The 15,418-nt window shown below is 64.0% G+C and carries 14 protein-coding genes and 1 pseudogene; 10 read left to right on the top strand and 5 right to left on the bottom strand.

Features of this window, described 5'->3' with window-relative positions:
• The 4 genes and pseudogenes from ACLHHB_RS03660 to ACLHHB_RS03675 form a co-directional block, all read left to right on the top strand.
• Window positions 1–591, top strand: a pseudogene (locus ACLHHB_RS03660) (DNA recombination/repair protein RecA); the annotation flags it as partial.
• Between the two features lie 164 nt (window positions 592–755).
• On the top strand, window positions 756–3,413 hold the full coding sequence (alaS, locus tag ACLHHB_RS03665) for an alanine--tRNA ligase (RefSeq protein ID WP_410216929.1): 2,658 nt from the start codon (window positions 756–758) through the stop codon (window positions 3,411–3,413).
• Window positions 3,410–3,709 carry a DUF1330 domain-containing protein gene (locus tag ACLHHB_RS03670; protein WP_410216930.1) on the top strand — a complete coding sequence of 100 codons (300 nt, stop codon included), beginning with the start codon at window positions 3,410–3,412 and terminating at the stop codon, window positions 3,707–3,709. Before alaS ends, ACLHHB_RS03670 begins: the two co-directional genes overlap by 4 nt.
• Window positions 3,710–3,768: 59 nt before the next feature.
• Window positions 3,769–4,563, top strand: coding sequence for a class II glutamine amidotransferase (locus tag ACLHHB_RS03675; protein ID WP_410216931.1), 795 nt, complete (start codon window positions 3,769–3,771; stop codon window positions 4,561–4,563).
• Between the two features lie 49 nt (window positions 4,564–4,612).
• Here the strand turns inward: ACLHHB_RS03675 and ACLHHB_RS03680 are convergent, their stop codons facing one another.
• Window positions 4,613–4,966 carry a DUF4177 domain-containing protein gene (locus ACLHHB_RS03680; RefSeq protein WP_410216932.1) on the bottom strand — a complete coding sequence of 118 codons (354 nt, stop codon included), beginning with the start codon at window positions 4,964–4,966 and terminating at the stop codon, window positions 4,613–4,615.
• A gap of 73 nt (window positions 4,967–5,039) precedes the next feature.
• Window positions 5,040–6,551 carry an Asp-tRNA(Asn)/Glu-tRNA(Gln) amidotransferase subunit GatB gene (gene gatB / locus ACLHHB_RS03685; protein WP_410216933.1) on the bottom strand — a complete coding sequence of 504 codons (1,512 nt, stop codon included), beginning with the start codon at window positions 6,549–6,551 and terminating at the stop codon, window positions 5,040–5,042.
• A gap of 309 nt (window positions 6,552–6,860) precedes the next feature.
• Between gatB and ACLHHB_RS03690 the strand changes: the two genes are divergently transcribed.
• Complete coding sequence (locus ACLHHB_RS03690; protein ID WP_410216934.1) at window positions 6,861–7,472, top strand: lytic transglycosylase domain-containing protein; 612 nt, start codon at window positions 6,861–6,863, stop codon at window positions 7,470–7,472.
• Between the two features lie 63 nt (window positions 7,473–7,535).
• On the opposite strand, the gene ACLHHB_RS03695 is transcribed toward ACLHHB_RS03690, so the two are convergent.
• A complete protein-coding gene (locus tag ACLHHB_RS03695; RefSeq protein ID WP_410216935.1) occupies window positions 7,536–8,924 on the bottom strand; it encodes a dipeptidase in 1,389 nt (462 codons plus the stop codon).
• A gap of 164 nt (window positions 8,925–9,088) precedes the next feature.
• Here ACLHHB_RS03695 and hemA point away from each other — a divergent pair, with 164 nt between their 5' ends.
• Together hemA and ACLHHB_RS03705 are read left to right on the top strand one after the other, a co-directional pair.
• Window positions 9,089–10,318: a 5-aminolevulinate synthase gene (gene hemA / locus ACLHHB_RS03700; protein WP_410216936.1), complete on the top strand. Its 1,230-nt coding sequence runs from the start codon at window positions 9,089–9,091 to the stop codon at window positions 10,316–10,318.
• A gap of 106 nt (window positions 10,319–10,424) precedes the next feature.
• The gene (locus tag ACLHHB_RS03705; RefSeq protein ID WP_410216937.1) at window positions 10,425–11,696 is read left to right on the top strand and encodes a helix-turn-helix domain-containing protein; all 1,272 of its coding nucleotides are present in this window, start codon (window positions 10,425–10,427) and stop codon (window positions 11,694–11,696) included.
• Between the two features lie 42 nt (window positions 11,697–11,738).
• Here ACLHHB_RS03705 and ACLHHB_RS03710 read toward each other — a convergent pair whose 3' ends face one another.
• Complete coding sequence (locus ACLHHB_RS03710; protein ID WP_410216938.1) at window positions 11,739–12,788, bottom strand: dipeptidase; 1,050 nt, start codon at window positions 12,786–12,788, stop codon at window positions 11,739–11,741.
• Between the two features lie 128 nt (window positions 12,789–12,916).
• Here ACLHHB_RS03710 and ACLHHB_RS03715 point away from each other — a divergent pair, with 128 nt between their 5' ends.
• A complete protein-coding gene (locus tag ACLHHB_RS03715; protein ID WP_410216939.1) occupies window positions 12,917–13,237 on the top strand; it encodes an antibiotic biosynthesis monooxygenase family protein in 321 nt (106 codons plus the stop codon).
• Window positions 13,238–13,319: 82 nt separating this feature from the next.
• On the top strand, window positions 13,320–13,955 hold the full coding sequence (gene parA, locus ACLHHB_RS03720; RefSeq protein ID WP_410216940.1) for a ParA family partition ATPase: 636 nt from the start codon (window positions 13,320–13,322) through the stop codon (window positions 13,953–13,955).
• A 68-nt stretch (window positions 13,956–14,023) separates the two neighbouring features.
• Here parA and ACLHHB_RS03725 read toward each other — a convergent pair whose 3' ends face one another.
• The gene (locus ACLHHB_RS03725; RefSeq protein WP_410216941.1) at window positions 14,024–14,326 is read right to left on the bottom strand and encodes a hypothetical protein; all 303 of its coding nucleotides are present in this window, start codon (window positions 14,324–14,326) and stop codon (window positions 14,024–14,026) included.
• A 334-nt stretch (window positions 14,327–14,660) separates the two neighbouring features.
• On the opposite strand from ACLHHB_RS03725, the gene ACLHHB_RS03730 reads away from it, so the two are divergent.
• Window positions 14,661–15,356, top strand: coding sequence for a type 1 glutamine amidotransferase domain-containing protein (locus ACLHHB_RS03730; protein ID WP_410216942.1), 696 nt, complete (start codon window positions 14,661–14,663; stop codon window positions 15,354–15,356).
• Window positions 15,357–15,418 lie beyond the last annotated feature (62 nt).

The following is a 15,418-nucleotide window of genomic DNA, read 5'->3' on the forward strand; positions in this document are numbered from 1 at the left end:
CCCAAGTCCGAGATCGAGGGCGACATGGGCGACATGCAGATGGGCAGCCAGGCTCGCCTGATGAGCCAGGCCATGCGCAAGCTGACGGCCAGCATCGGGCGCAGCAATTGCATGGTGATCTTCATCAACCAGATCCGCATGAAGATCGGCGTCATGTTCGGCAACCCGGAAACGACCACGGGTGGCAATGCGCTGAAGTTTTACGCCTCGGTGCGTCTGGACATCCGCCGCACCGGTGCGGTCAAGGACCGCGACGAGGTCGTCGGTAACGCGACCCGCGTCAAGGTGGTCAAGAACAAGGTCGCTCCTCCTTTCCGGCAGGTAGAGTTTGACATCATGTACGGCGAGGGCATCAGCAAGGTCGGTGAGTTGATCGACCTGGGTGTCAAGGCCGGCGTGGTCGAGAAGTCGGGCGCCTGGTATTCGTACGGTGACGAACGGATCGGCCAGGGCCGCGAGAACGCCAAGCAGTTCCTGCGTGACCGCCCCGAGGTCGCCTATGCGATCGAGGACAAGATCCGCGCCAGCCATGGCCTGGAGTTCGGCATCGAAGGCGGCAGCGGCGACGACGAGGCGCTGACCGAGGAGTGATCCGCGACCGCCAGATCTGACGATGCGCGGAAGGGCCCCCTTCCGCGCATTTTTCATGTCCGCCCAGTGAAGCGCGATTGCTGGACAGTGCGGCAGGGGGCAAGTAGACCATGAGCCAATGCCCGGCCCGGCCGGCGACAACCGATTTGCGATGAAGGCCCGCCATGCCCAGTCTGAATGACATCCGCTCGACCTTTCTTGGCTATTTCGAGAAGAACGGCCACCGGGTCGTGGACTCGAGCCCCCTTGTGCCCCGGAACGACCCGACGCTGATGTTCGCCAATTCCGGCATGGTGCAGTTCAAGAACCTGTTCACCGGGATCGAGACACGCGATTATACCCGCGCCACCACGGCCCAGAAATGCGTGCGCGCGGGCGGCAAACACAATGACCTGGACAATGTCGGCTATACCGCGCGCCACCATACCTTTTTTGAGATGCTGGGCAATTTCAGCTTTGGCGACTATTTCAAGGAAGGCGCCATTCCCTTCGCATGGGAACTGCTGACGAAAGAGTTCGGCATCCCCAGGGACCGGCTGCTGGTCACCGTTTATCACACCGATGACGAGGCCGCGAATATCTGGAAAAAGGTCGCGGGCCTGACGGATGACCGCATCATCCGCATCCCCACGGCCGACAACTTCTGGCAAATGGGTCCGACCGGCCCTTGCGGTCCCTGCACCGAAATCTTCTTTGACCACGGCGACAAGATCTGGGGTGGCCCTCCGGGCTCGGCCGAGGAGGATGGCGACCGCTTCATCGAGATCTGGAACCTTGTCTTCATGCAGAACGAGCAGTTCGAGGACGGCTCGATGCGGGCGCTGGACATGCAGTCCATCGACACCGGCATGGGGCTGGAGCGGATCGGGGCGCTGCTGCAGGGCAAGCACGACAACTATGACACCGACCTGATGCGCAGCCTGATCGAGGCCAGCGCGCATGCCACCAGCGCGGACCCGGACGGGCCGGGCAAGGTGCATCACCGGGTCATCGCGGACCACCTGCGCTCGACCAGCTTCCTGATCGCGGACGGGGTGATGCCCTCGAACGAGGGACGCGGCTATGTGCTGCGCCGGATCATGCGTCGGGCAATGCGGCATGCACATATGCTGGGGGCGCAGGACCCGGTGATGCACAAGCTGGTCCCGGCGCTGGTGCGCCAGATGGGTGCGGCCTATCCGGAACTGACCCGCGCGCAGGCGATGATCGAGGAAACGTTGCGCAGCGAGGAAACCCGTTTCCGCCAGACGCTGGATCGCGGGCTGCGCCTGCTGGACGACGAACTGTCGCGCCTGCCCGAAGGGGCCGACCTGCCGGGCGAAGCAGCCTTCAAGCTCTACGACACCTTCGGCTTTCCGCTGGACCTGACGCAGGACGCCCTGCGCGAAAAGGGCCGCGCGGTCGAGATCGAGGGTTTTGACGCCGCCATGGCCGAACAGAAACGCAAGGCACGCGCTGCCTGGAGCGGTTCGGGCGAGGCTGCGGACGCCACGATCTGGTACGAGTTGGCCGAAAGGCACGGCGCGACCGAGTTCCTGGGCTATGACACCGAAGAGGCCGAGGGCCAGGTCCTGGCCTTGGTCATCGAGGGCGCTGACGCGGCCGAAGCGGGCGAGGGTGCCAAGGTCGCCATCGTGGTGAACCAGTCGCCCTTTTACGCCGAGAGCGGTGGTCAGGTTGGCGATACCGGCCTGATCAGGACCGAGACGGGTGCAGCCCGCGTGACGGACACGAAAAAGGTCGCCGGCGTCTTCGTGCATCATGCCGAGGTGACGATGGGCACCATCGCGCGCGGCCAGGGCGCCATGCTGAGCGTCGATCATGACCGGCGCGGGACGATCCGGGCCAACCACTCGGCCACGCACCTGCTGCACGAGGCGCTGCGGCGCGCATTGGGCGACCACGTCGCGCAGCGCGGCAGCCTGAACGCGCCGGACCGGCTGCGTTTCGACTTCAGCCACAACCACGCGGTTTCCCCCGAGGAACTGGCGCAGGTCGAGGCCGAGGTGAACGAGTTCATCCGCCAGAACAGCCCCGTTGTCACGCGCATCATGACACCGGACGAGGCGCGTGCACTTGGTGCGCAGGCATTGTTCGGCGAAAAATATGGCGACGAGGTGCGGGTCGTGTCGATGGGCAGCCTCGACGGCAGCGGCAAGGGGGCGGACAAGGCAACCTATTCGCTGGAACTGTGCGGTGGCACCCATGTGGCGCGTACCGGCGACGTCGGCGCCTTTGCGTTGTTGGGCGACAGTGCCTCCAGCGCCGGCGTGCGGCGGATCGAGGCGCTGACGGGGCAGGCGGCGCTGGATTACCTGCGTGATTCCGACCGGCGCCTGTCCGAGATCGCGGGCATCCTCAAGGCGCAGTCGAGCGAGGTCGTGAACCGCGTCCGCGCCTTGGCCGACGAGCGCAAGGCGCTGGCCAACGAGGTGGCGCAACTCAAGCGTCAGCTGGCAATGGGTTCGGGCGGCGCATCGGAGGCCGAGGAGATCGGCGGCGTCAGGTTCATCGGCCGCAAGGTCGAGGGCGTGGGCGGCAAGGAGCTGGGCGCGCTGGTCGACGAGATGAAGGCTGGCCTTGGCAGCGGCGTCGTGCTGGTTCTGGCAGAGACTGACGGCAAGGCGACGGTCGCCGCAGGCGTCACTTCGGACCTGATCGATCGTGTCAGTGCTGTGGCACTGGTGCAGGCCGCAACGGCTGCACTGGGCGGCAAGGGCGGTGGCGGCCGCCCCGACCGCGCGCAAGGCGGCGCCCCAAGTCTGGCGGCCGCGGAATCGGCGTTCGAGGACGCCCGCACATTGATAAAGGAAAGTGCATGACTGCACTCTGGATTGCCCATGTGACCGTCACGGATCCCGAAGCCTATGGCCGCTATGCCAAGGAGGCGGGGCCCGCGATCGCGGCCCATGGCGGGGTCTTCCTGGTCCGCGGCGGCCGCTATCATCAGCTGGAGGGGAACGAGCGCGCGCGCAACGTGGTTGCCCGCTTTCCCAGCCTCGATGCAGCGGTTGCCTGTTATCACAGCAGTGAATACCAGGCCGCGCTGGCCCATGCCAAAGGCGCCAGCGAACGCGACCTCGTGATCGTGGAAGAAACGCCTCCGGCTACGGAATAGGTGAAACCTTCATCCTTTCGTGGTAGCTCTGTCACAAAGTAGACACGAAGGGGCAGGGCATGTGCCGTTGGGCCGCCTATCTGGGCGAACCTATCTTTCTGGAAGACATCGTCAGCCGGCCGGCGCATTCGCTGATCCGGCAGAGCCAAGGCGCGACGCGCTGCGTAACGGCGGTAAACGCCGACGGCTTCGGCATCGCATGGTATGGCGAGCGACCTGAACCTGGGCTTTATCGTGACGTGATGCCCGCCTGGTCGGACCCCAACCTGCGCAGCCTGGTGGCGCAAGTGCGGTCAGGGCTGTTTTTAGCGCACGTGCGGGCCTCGACGGGAACGGCAACCAGCCGCAACAACTGTCATCCCTTCACGGTCGGCCGCTGGTCGTTCATGCATAATGGGCAGTTCGGCGGCTATGACAGCTTTCGCCGCCATGCGGATGTGCTGATCCGGGACGAGCATTATCCTCATCGCAAGGGTGCGACCGACAGCGAGGCATTGTTCCTGATCGCCTTGGGGGAGGGCCTTGAGGAGGACCCAAGGGGTGCAATGGAGCGGGCCTTGGGAAAGATGGGTGCATTGGCGCGGCAACGGGGTGAGGCGCCGCATGTGCGCGCGGCCTGTGCGTTGTCGGACGGTGAACGTCTTTATGCACTGCGCTACAGCAGCGACGATCACGCCCCTTCGCTGTACCACCGCTGGTCTGAAACACGGCAAGGATGGGCCGTTGTTTCCGAACCGCTGGAAACGGACGAGGCCGATTGGCAGGAGGTGCCGGCCGGCAGCTTTTGCACCTTTACCCCAGGCCAGATCGAGATCAGCGACTTTTGCCCACAGGCGATGAGCCGCGTGGCCTGAACTGACAGCTTCACCCGACAGGATCAACCACAACAGGATTCAGCCCAAGTCAGGCCTTGGCGGGTACATCCTGCTTAGGAACAGCGGGCCCTGCAACAGGTTTTGGCGCGGGGGTCGTTTCCTCGATCGGCTGCGGCAGACGCTTGACTTCGGGGTCCGGAGCCGGACGGGTGCGACGGAACACCAGCACGTTGTGGTAAACGGTCGCGCGCCCCGTCAGGCCACTTCGTTCCTCGCTTGGCAGCACGTCGGCACGCAAATATTCCCACCCATCCACAGCCATGCGGTTCAATTCAGCTGTCAGGGTCAGGGCAAAACGATCGGTCGGCGTCTTGGCGTCCCGCGCCTTTTCGCCACGATTGGGCGCGGCGATGACGGAATATTCGAAAACCGGGTCAGACATGGGCGTTCCTGGAGAGCGCAGCGCGCGGTGAAGAAAAGGCCCGGCCCGAAAGGCAGAGCCGAGGGCGCAGGCCTTATTGGCCCAGCTTGCGGGCCACCAGTTCGTTCACGGCTGCCGGATTGGCCTTGCCGCCCGTCGCTTTCAGAACCTGCCCGACGAACCAACCGGCCAGCTTGGGATTGGCCTTGGCCTTTTCCACCTGCGCGGGATTGTCCGCGATGATCTGGTCCACCGCGGCCTCGATGGCGCCAAGGTCGGTGACCTGCTTCATGCCGCGGGCCTCGACGATCTGCGCGGGGTCGCCGCCTTCGCTCCACAGGATCTCGAACAGGTCCTTGGCGATCTTGCCGGAAATGTCGCCCTTGGCGATCAGGTCGATCACGCCGCCCAATTGTGCGGCTGAGACGGGCGAGGTCTGGATCGTCAGCCCTTCCTTGTTCAACCGCCCGAAGAGCTCGTTGATGACCCAGTTCGCGGCCATCTTGCCGTCCCGCCCAGCCGCAACGGCCTCGAAGAAATCGGCATTCTCGACCTCGGCGGTCAGCACTCCGGCGTCATAGTCCGACAAGCCCAGTTCGCGCACGAAGCGCGCCTTCTTTTCATCGGGCAGTTCAGGCATGCGGCCGGCAATGTCGTCGATCCAGTCCTGCTCGATGTCCAGCGGCAGCAGGTCAGGGTCAGGGAAGTAACGATAGTCATGCGCCTCTTCCTTGGAGCGCATGGATCGCGTCTCGCCCTTGTCGGGATCGTAAAGCCGGGTTTCCTGCACGATCTTGCCGCCGTCCTCAAGGATGGCGATCTGGCGGCGCGCCTCGTGGTCGATGGCTGCCTGGATGAAGCGTAGCGAGTTCATGTTCTTGATCTCGCAGCGCGTGCCGAGATGGCCAAAATCGCCGGATTCCTGAAAGCGTTCATAGTCGCCGGGCCTGCAGACGCTGACGTTCACGTCCGCACGGAGGTTGCCATTCTGCATGTTGCCGTCGCAGGTGCCCAGATAGCGCATGATCTGGCGCAGCTTGGCCACATAGGCCGCGGCCTCCTCGGGGCCGCGGATGTCGGGACGGCTGACGATCTCCATCAGCGCAACGCCGGTGCGGTTCAGGTCCACGAAGCTCATGGTCGGGTCCATGTCGTGGATCGACTTGCCTGCATCCTGCTCCAGGTGGATCCGTTCGATCCGGACGCGGCGGGCAACGCCGGGCGCCATGTCCACGATCACCTCGCCTTCACCCACGATGGGGTGGTAAAGCTGGCTGATCTGATAACCCTGCGGCAGATCGGGATAGAAATAGTTCTTGCGGTCAAAGGCGCTGCGCTTGTTGATCGCGGCCTTGAGGCCCAGCCCGGTCCGCACCGCCTGCGCCACGCAAAATTCGTTGATGACCGGCAGCATCCCCGGCATGGCCGCATCCACGAAGGCCACGTTGCTGTTCGGCTCGGAGCCGAAGCTGGTCGATGCACCGGAAAAAAGCTTGGCCTTGGACGCGACCTGCGCATGAACCTCGAGGCCGATCACCAGCTCCCAGTCGCTTTTGGCGCCTTGGATCACCTTGGGCTGTGGGGTGGTATAGGTCAGGTCAAGCATCGGGGGCCTCGTCTGCGGCGGAACGGTCTGGCCGTGGTTTTAGGCCAAGGGCGCGGCAATGTCACGGCCTGCCGAACCTGATGCGAGAGGCCGTAAAGAATGACGGGCGAATCAGCGCGACCACAAGCCGAAGCATTAAATTATCGTGATGTTTGTCGCTCTGGTTGTGTCTGGACAATGCCATCGGCGGAAATCCGATCATGGATTTTCGGTCTTGGGGCGTGATCCCGCCGATGCAAAACACGGTTCTTGCAGCATTTTCCGGCTGCTCTATGGCAGGCGATGTTGAAACCGCCCGTTGAGGTCCCGATGCGCATCGCGCTTTCCCTTGCCGCCCTTGCCCTGATGGCCGCCTGTTCCACCACGCCCGCTCCCAAGGTTGCCGATGCGACCCAGGCGCAGGAGATGGCATTGGCACAGGTTCCCCCGATGCGGTGGGGCGTACGCAATGGATCCGATGAATGGACGCGCGCGACCTTGGAGGCTCTGGACCGTGAGGGCGTGACGATCCTGTCAAAGGTTCCCGGTGACATCAACGAGTTTTGCCCGAACTATCGTCAACTGGCGCAGCCGGGGCGAAAGGCATTCTGGGCCGGCCTGCTGTCGGCTGTGGCCAAGCACGAAAGCACCTATAACCCGCAGGCTGCCGGCGGCGGCGGCCGTTGGTTAGGGCTGATGCAGATTTCGCCCGCGACTTGGCGTCATTATGACTGCGACGGCAACATCAAGAACGGGGCCGACAACATGTCCTGCGCTGTCAAGATCATGTCCCGGCAGGTCGAACGCGACAACGCGGTGGCACGGGATGGCAGCGGCTGGCGTGGTGTCGCGCGTGACTGGGCGCCAATGCGCAACTCGTCCAAGCGTGCGGACATCGCGGCTTGGACCTCCAGCCAGAGCTATTGCAGCAGCAAGAGCTGAGGAAAGGGGCTGCAGCCCCTTTGCTGTTGATTGCGGCATGCGGCGGGATGTTCCCGCCGTTTTTCATGTGCGCAGGGCGGTCAGGATGCGTGCCCAGGAGCGGGCCCCGCGGGCAAAGCTTTCGACATCGTATTTCTCGTTCGGCGAATGGATGCGGTCGTCGTCGCGGCCAAAGCCCACCAGCATCGAATCCATGCCCAGGATCTGCTTGAAGTCGCCTGCGATCGGGATCGAGCCGCCCGCGCCGATAAAGGCGGCCTCGCGACCCCATTCCTCCGACAAGGCCTGCTTGGCAAGATTGAAGGCCGGGTCGGTGATGTCCATGACGCTGGCGGGGCTGACGCCATGGTCATGAAAATCGACCCTGCAATCCTCGGGGATGAAGCGGCGGATGTGGTTCTGAAAGGCATCGCGGACCTTTTCAGGATCCTGCCTGCCCGTCAGGCGAAAGCTGACCTTGGCACGCGCCTCCGACGGCAGAACTGTCTTGAAGCCGTCCCCGGCATAACCGCCACTGATGCCGTTGATCTCGGCCGTGGGGCGGTTCCAGACCCTTTCCAAGGCGGTGCGGCCCGTTTCACCGACGGGCCGGGACAGGCCCACGCGGCCCAGAAAATCCGCCGCATCGAAATCCAGCGCCTGCCAGTCGCGCGCCAGTTCAGGGGATAGATCCTCGACCCCGTCATAGAAGCCCGGCAGCGTCACGCGCCCGTTGGGGTCCTTCAGGGCCGCGAGGGCTTGGGCCAAGATCATGATCGGGTTTGCGGCAAGCCCGCCGAAACTGCCCGAATGCAGGTCGCGGTCGGCAGCGCGCACCACCACCTCCTGTCCCACCAGCCCGCGCAACTGTGTGGTGATCGCGGGGCGTCCATCGGCATAAAGACCGGTGTCGCAGATCATCGCCAACGAGGCCTGCAGCTGGTCCGCGTTCGCTTGCAGGAACGGGCGCAGCGAGGGCGACCCGGACTCCTCTTCTCCTTCGAACAGCAGGATCAGGTCGGTGGGCAGGGTGCCATGCACCGCCTTCCAGGCACGGAAGGCTTCGATGAAGGTCATCAGCTGGCCCTTGTCGTCGGACGCGCCGCGCCCGCGGATCACGCGACCCTGCGGCGTGTCCTCCAGCCGGGGTGCGAATGGCGGGCTGTTCCACAGGTCCAGCGGGTCGACGGGCTGCACGTCATAATGGCCATAGAACAACAGCGGGCGTGCTCCGCCCGGGGTGGAGCGGGCTGTCACCATGGGATGTCCTGGCGTCTGGTGGACTTGCGCCTGAAAGCCCAGCCCTTCCAGTTCGGCGGCCAGCCATTCCGCCGCGACGCGCACGTCGCCTGCATGGGCGGGATCGGTCGAGATCGACGGGATCCTGAGGAACGCCATCAGGCGATCCAACGCAGCGTCAAGTCCGTCGTCCAGCTGCGTCAGGATGTCCTGCAACCTTGCCTGATCCGTCATGTTTCCTACCTTTCCAAGCAATTCCGTCGGGTTTGCGCCCTGCGCCTTTCGTCGAATTCGACGTTTTTGGTCTGTCGTTTCGGCGCTTTGACCTCTATCAAGGCGGGGCCGCGCATGATCGGACAATGATCGCACCCAGCCATCTTCGCAAGGGAACGCCCGCAATGAAATATGATGCCGCCTTGGATCAGGCCCTGACCCGCCTCCACGAGGAAGGGCGGTATCGCACGTTCATCGACATCGAGCGTGCAAAGGGCCGCTTCCCGCAGGCCGTCTGGAACCGTCCCGACGGACAGCGGCAGGAGATCACCGTCTGGTGCGGCAACGATTATCTGGGCATGGGCCAGCATCCTGCCGTTCTGGCCGCAATGCACGAAGCACTGGATGCGACCGGAGCGGGTTCGGGCGGCACGCGCAACATCAGCGGCACGACCGTTTATCACAAGCAGCTGGAGGCCGAACTGGCCGACCTGCACGGCAAGGAAGCCGCGCTTGTCTTTTCCAGCGCTTATATCGCCAATGACGCGACGCTGTCGACGCTGCCCAAGCTGTTTCCCGGACTGATCATCTATTCCGATGAACTGAACCACGCCTCGATGATCGAGGGGATCAAGCGCAATGGCGGCGCCAAGCGCATCTTCCGGCACAACGACCTGGCCCATCTGCGGCAACTGCTGGCTGCGGACGATCCTGACGCGCCAAAGCTGATTGCCTTCGAGTCGATCTATTCGATGGATGGCGATTTCGGGCCGATCGGGGCGATCTGCGATCTGGCCGAGGAATTCGGCGCCCTGACCTATCTGGACGAAGTCCACGCGGTTGGCATGTATGGTCCCCGCGGCGGCGGCGTGGCCGAGCGTGATGGTCTCGCAGGCCGCATCGACATCATCAACGGCACCTTGGGCAAGGCCTTCGGCGTGTTCGGCGGCTATATCGCCGGCGGTGCCAAGATGTGCGACGCGATCCGGTCCTATGCGCCGGGCTTCATTTTCACCACATCGCTTCCACCTGCGGTTGCAGCAGGCGCCGCGGCCTCGATCGCGTTCCTGAAAACGGCAGACGGACAAAAGCTGCGCGATGCCCAGCAGTTGCATGCGCGCATCCTGAAGATGCGGCTGAAGTCACTGGGCATGCCGATCATCGACCATGGCAGCCATATCGTGCCTGTCCATGTGGGGCATCCGGTCCACTGCAAGCAACTGTCGGACATGTTGCTGCGCGATTACGGCATCTATGTCCAGCCGATCAACTTCCCGACCGTGCCCCGCGGGACGGAGAGGCTGCGCTTTACGCCATCGCCCGTGCACGATCCCAAGCAGATCGATCACCTCGTGCGTGCAATGGATGCGCTTTGGTCGCACTGCGCGTTGAATCGCGCGGAATTGAGTGCGTAATTCAATCTGCGGATGAACTCCTCTCGCCTGCGTGATAATCTGAAATTAATAAAACGCGGTTAACGTCCGATTCGGGCGAACCGAAAACAGGCATGAGGCATTCCGAATGAGCAGGCTGCGGGCACAGCACCCGGCAGAGGAGTTCGCGCAGGTGGAAGATATGGCTCCCTTCCTTGATGATGAAACGCGTCTGGGTGACCTGATGCGTGGTGAGCGTGCGACATTGGGCAAATCACTGCTCGACGTCCAACGCGAACTGCGGATTCGTGCGTCCTATGTCGCGGCGATCGAAAACTGCGACATCTCGGCCTTTGATACGCCCAGCTTCATTGCGGGTTACGTGCGCTCCTATGCGCGCTATCTGGGGATGGACCCTGACTGGACCTTCCGCCGCTTCTGTGCGGAATCCGGGTTTCAGCCGACGCATGGCATGGCCTCTTCGGCGGCAGGGCCCAAGCCCACGCGGCGACCGTCAGATCCTGCCGAGGCGCTGGCCAATCCGCGTGCGCTGTTCATTCCTCAGGAAAAGAGCATCTGGTCCGAGGTGGAGCCGCGCGCCATCGGAGCCATCACTGTTCTGATGGCCGTGATTGGCGGGTTGGCCTATGGCGGTTACGCGATCCTGCAAGAGGTGCAGCGCGTGACGCTGACGCCCGGCGACGACGTTCCGGCCATTGTGGCCGAACTGGACCCGACCCAAGGGGCTGGCCTTGCCGATCCGGCGCTTGACGGGACCGAGACGCAGAACATCGCCCAAGCCCTGCCGCAGCCCGAGGCGCTGGACCGTCTTTACCGGCCGCAGATCCTCGAAGCGCCGGTGGTAACCGCACGCGATGGCCCGATCGCGGCAATCGACCCCGGTCTGCTGGAAGGTGCCACTTCCGTTGATCAGATTATCGCTTCGGCCGGATCGGTCACGCAGGTGCCGACGCCACAGAGCGATGCGCAGGGGCCGGTCGACCCCACCATGCAGGGGCCAGTGCTTCCGGCCGATCAGACCGTTGCAGGCGAAGGCGGTGTGCGGACCGTCGCGCCCGATGCACCCGAACTGGAACTGCTGGCGGTTCGCGCGGCCTGGGTTCGCGTGACTTCGGCCGATGGGACGGTGCTTCTGGAAAAGATCATGGACGCAGGTGAACGATTCACCCTGCCCAGCCTGGAAGAAGCGCCGCGTCTTCGGACCGGAAACTCCGGTGCGGTCTATTTCGCGGTCAATGGTCAGGCCTATGGTCCTGCCGCCCCCGGCGCGCAGGTGGTCAGCAACATCGAACTGTCCACCGATAACGTGACGCAGCAATTCGCCGTCGCCAATCCCGACGATGATCCGGAACTGGCCCAGATGGTGGCGATGATCGAAACGCCGCCAGTCACCGAATAGCAGACTGTCGGAGGGCCGGGCTAAACGCCCGGCCTTTTCGTATCAAAGCGTCCAGGTCCGCTCCAGCATGCCGATCCAGTTGTCGCAGGCGATCTTGCGGATCAGGGCTTCGCCATAGCCATGAGCCTCCATTGCCGCGATCAGCCGTGGCAGCGCGGCGGCATCGGGCAGATCGCGGGGCATGAGCGCGCCGTCGAAATCCGAACCTAGCGCCACGCCGTTCTCGCCCAGGATCTCCAGCAGGTGGTCCAGGTGCTGCAGCATCACGTCCAGATCCTCCAGCGGCAGACGGCGTCCATCGGGGCGCAGGAAGCTGGAAGCGAAGTTCAGCCCCACCAGTCCGCCGCTGTCGGCGATCTGCCGAAGCTGCCGGTCGGTCAGGTTCCGGCTGCTTGCGCTGATCGCATGGACGCAACTGTGGCTTGCCGCCAGCGGTGCGTGCGACAGGCGTGCCACGTCGTTGAATCCTGCCTCGTTCAGGTGCGACAGGTCCAGCATGATGCCCAGCGCATTGCATTCCGCAACCAAGGCCCGGCCCGCATCCGTCAGGCCGCCGCCGATGTCGGGCGAGGATGGAAAGGCAAAGGGGACCCCTTCGGCAAAGCCAGTCGGCCGCGACCAGACGGGCCCCAGCGAGCGCAACCCTGCCGCGTGCCACAGGTGCAGCGCGTCGGGATCGCGAATGGCCTCGGCCCCTTCCATGTGCATGATGGCGGCGATGCGGCCAGCCTCGATGCAGCTACGCAACTGGTCTGCGTTGCGAATGATCTCCAGCGTTCCCGTCCGCTCCAGCGCGTGCAGGGCCGCGGCTTGGGCAAAGGCATGGGGCAGGGCGGCGTCATGGGGAATCTCGGGTGGCAGGGGCATGGAGAAGGGCGGATTTTCCATGATCCGGATGGCGTCTGCATCATTCGGTCCGATGGGCGAGGGAACCCAGATCGCGAAAAAGCCGCCGACCATTCCTCCGTTGCGCAGCTTCAGCAGATCGATATGTCCCGTCCCGTCCCCTTCCAGCCAAAGGCGGGGACCATCCAGACCCGCCAGCACCACGCGTTGCAAGAAGTCGTTATGGCCGTCGAAAACCGGGATCATCGCATGTCCTTCCACCGTGTCGCGCGCAGAATGCACATCGTGCAGCCCGGCGGCAATGGCTTGGCAGCATGCGTCCTGCGGGTCTAGGCTGGACCGGCAGAGCCATGCCACGAAAAGGACAGCCCGCCATGCCCCGCATCTCCCGCAATTTCGACGGTCAAACGGTGATCACGATCTTCGAGGTCACCCCCGGCAACGCTCATGACGTGCTGGACCTGCTGACCGAGGCCTGGGACCAGGTGATCAGCCGCCAGCCCGGCTGCCTGGGGGGCGCCATCCACCTGAACGACGCCCAGACCCGCATCGCCACCTATTCCCAGTGGCAGGACCGCAAGGATTATCAGGCCATGCTGCGCACCGACGAAATGCGCCGCCGCAACCGCGACATCCACGCCATGTGCAAGAGCTTCGAGCCGGTGCTGTACGAGGTGCAGGCGGTCTTTCCCTGACCGGCATGCTGCGGGTGCAGAAAGGCCGTGCAATCACGGCACTGCCTGTTAACCTGCGACGGTCAAACAGGAGAGCAGTGGAATGGCAGGCCGGATCATCACCGTGGCCCAGCAAAAGGGCGGTTCGGGCAAGACGACGCTGGCGGTGAACCTTGCGGTCTGCCTGCATGCGCGCGGTCATTCGGTGGCCCTTGTCGATACCGATCCGCAGGGCAGCCTCGGGCGCTGGTTCATGGAGCGCATGAACACGCGGGGCGAGGATGAGGCGATGGATTTTTCGACCTCATCGGCTTGGGGGGCGAGCTACGAGTCCGAAAAGCTGAAAAAGCGCTTTGACTACGTGATCATCGACACACCGCCCAAGATCGACAGCGACCTGAGGCCGGCTCTGCGCGTTGCGGACCTGGTTCTTGTGCCTGTTGCCGCCAGCCATGTCGATCTTTGGGCGACGGAAGGGGTATTGGACCTCGCGCGGCGTGAAAGGGCGGCGGTGCTGGTCGTGCTGAATCGCACGCGCCCGAACACCCGCCTGTCATTGGATGTGGCCACCAAGGCAGGCGAACTGGGGGGCGAGGTGGCAGCCACGCAGGTTTCCAACCGTGTCACCTATGCGGAAACCCTGGGGCAGGGCCTGGGCGCGATCGAACGCGCCCGCTCCGGTCCCGCCGTGGCAGAGATGGCAGCCTTGACGGATGAGATTTTGGCGCGTCTCGGCTGAAGCATTCGAACGGACGGCCGCCTTGAAACGCCAGGGGCATGGCCCCTTGGCGTGCCATTATCAGATCTTCAGCGGCAAAGGGCCTCGGCGCGGCTGGCAAAGCTGCGGTAACGGTTCCAGAACGCACTGTCGGTGTCGCGCTTGGATGTCCGCACCTCTTGTGCCCGGTGGGGATCCTTGAAGAACTGCGCGGCGCGGCGTTGGTCAGACCGCGACAAGGTCTGGTTTGCCACCTGCTGGATGCAGCCGCACAGCGGCGCATTGCCGCGCGCGCGGTCCGAACGGACGCAGGCCGTATCGATGGGGCCTGCCATGGCCAGCGGCGTGGTCATGATAATCGCGGCGGCTGCGATCACGAAACGGTTCAGCATGGACTGTCTCCTCGATGGTTCCGTTATGCCTGCCGGGCGGCCGGTTGCTCCGGTCTTGCTGCCCGCCTGACAGATATATCAGGAACGTGCGCCTCGCTCAATCATGCATGCGGTCGCGTGCATCATGCAGGAAGCATGCTGGCTTCCGAACCCGTGCAGGCAGGCAAGCCGGCGGTGGCTCCATCGAGGAGTCTTGCCGGCTGCGGAACCTGCCGGTTCCGCCCAGGCGCCTCCGCGACAGGCCGTCAAGGAACCCCCGCCGCCGGCCGTTCATTGTGGTGACAAGCAGCGGGCCCTGACAAGGGTACGCATATCCCCTTGCAAGGAGCATATCATGCCCAAGGCCCTGATCATCCTGACATCGCACGACCAGTTGGGCGACACCGGCAAGCCCACCGGCTTTTTCTGGGAAGAACTGGCGGCCCCTTACTGGATCCTTTCGGACGCCGGTTATCAGGTGGAACTGGCCAGCATTGCCGGGGGCCAGCCTCCGGCCGATCCGTCTTCGGCCGAAGGCGATGCCGTGACCGAAGAAGTCCGCCGCTTCTGGGCCGATGACGCGGCAATGAACCGTTTGTCCTATACCGAGAAGGTCGAGGATGTCGAAGTCTCGGGTTGCGACATCGTGTTCCTGCCGGGGGGACATGGCACGATGTGGGATCTTCCCGAATCTCAGGCTCTGGCCGATCTTCTGACCACGGCTTGGGAAAAGGGTGCGGTGGTGGGGGCCGTCTGCCACGGACCGGCCGGCCTTTTGACGGCGCGCCTGTCATCCGGTGTGTCGCTGATCGATGGCCGCAGGGTTGCAGGATTTTCCAACGCCGAGGAAAAGGCCGTGGGCCTTGCCGACAGCGTTCCGTTCCTGCTGGAGGACCAGCTGAAGGCGAAAGGGGGACGCTATGAATGCGGCCCCGACTGGCAGCCTTTCGCCTTGGCGGACGGCAAGCTGGTGACCGGCCAGAACCCGGCCTCGTCGGCCGAGGTCGCGCGCCTGATGCTGGAAGCCGCGCATCTGCCCACTGTCCCCTGACACATTCGCACAAGGGCCGCGAAACCCTCTTTTCGTGGCCCTCGCGCCCCTGTATAGCCCGG

Source organism: Paracoccus sp. (in: a-proteobacteria), from assembly GCF_046462195.1.
Taxonomy (GTDB): Bacteria; Pseudomonadota; Alphaproteobacteria; order Rhodobacterales; family Rhodobacteraceae; genus Paracoccus.

Excerpts from the sequence above, each read along its gene's own strand:
- ACLHHB_RS03670 (WP_410216930.1), top strand. The coding sequence starts at position 3,410 with ATGACTGCACTCTGGATTGCCCATGTGACCGTCACGGATCCCGAAGCC.
- ACLHHB_RS03725 (WP_410216941.1), bottom strand. The coding sequence starts at position 14,326 with ATGCTGAACCGTTTCGTGATCGCAGCCGCCGCGATTATCATGACCACG.
- ACLHHB_RS03715 (WP_410216939.1), top strand. The coding sequence starts at position 12,917 with ATGCCCCGCATCTCCCGCAATTTCGACGGTCAAACGGTGATCACGATC.
- hemA (WP_410216936.1), top strand. The coding sequence starts at position 9,089 with ATGAAATATGATGCCGCCTTGGATCAGGCCCTGACCCGCCTCCACGAG.
- ACLHHB_RS03675 (WP_410216931.1), top strand. The coding sequence starts at position 3,769 with ATGTGCCGTTGGGCCGCCTATCTGGGCGAACCTATCTTTCTGGAAGAC.
- ACLHHB_RS03705 (WP_410216937.1), top strand. The coding sequence starts at position 10,425 with ATGAGCAGGCTGCGGGCACAGCACCCGGCAGAGGAGTTCGCGCAGGTG.
- ACLHHB_RS03730 (WP_410216942.1), top strand. The coding sequence starts at position 14,661 with ATGCCCAAGGCCCTGATCATCCTGACATCGCACGACCAGTTGGGCGAC.
- ACLHHB_RS03690 (WP_410216934.1), top strand. The coding sequence starts at position 6,861 with ATGCGCATCGCGCTTTCCCTTGCCGCCCTTGCCCTGATGGCCGCCTGT.
- ACLHHB_RS03710 (WP_410216938.1), bottom strand. The coding sequence starts at position 12,788 with ATGATCCCGGTTTTCGACGGCCATAACGACTTCTTGCAACGCGTGGTG.
- alaS (WP_410216929.1), top strand. The coding sequence starts at position 756 with ATGCCCAGTCTGAATGACATCCGCTCGACCTTTCTTGGCTATTTCGAG.
- ACLHHB_RS03680 (WP_410216932.1), bottom strand. The coding sequence starts at position 4,966 with ATGTCTGACCCGGTTTTCGAATATTCCGTCATCGCCGCGCCCAATCGT.
- ACLHHB_RS03695 (WP_410216935.1), bottom strand. The coding sequence starts at position 8,924 with ATGACGGATCAGGCAAGGTTGCAGGACATCCTGACGCAGCTGGACGAC.
- parA (WP_410216940.1), top strand. The coding sequence starts at position 13,320 with ATGGCAGGCCGGATCATCACCGTGGCCCAGCAAAAGGGCGGTTCGGGC.
- gatB (WP_410216933.1), bottom strand. The coding sequence starts at position 6,551 with ATGCTTGACCTGACCTATACCACCCCACAGCCCAAGGTGATCCAAGGC.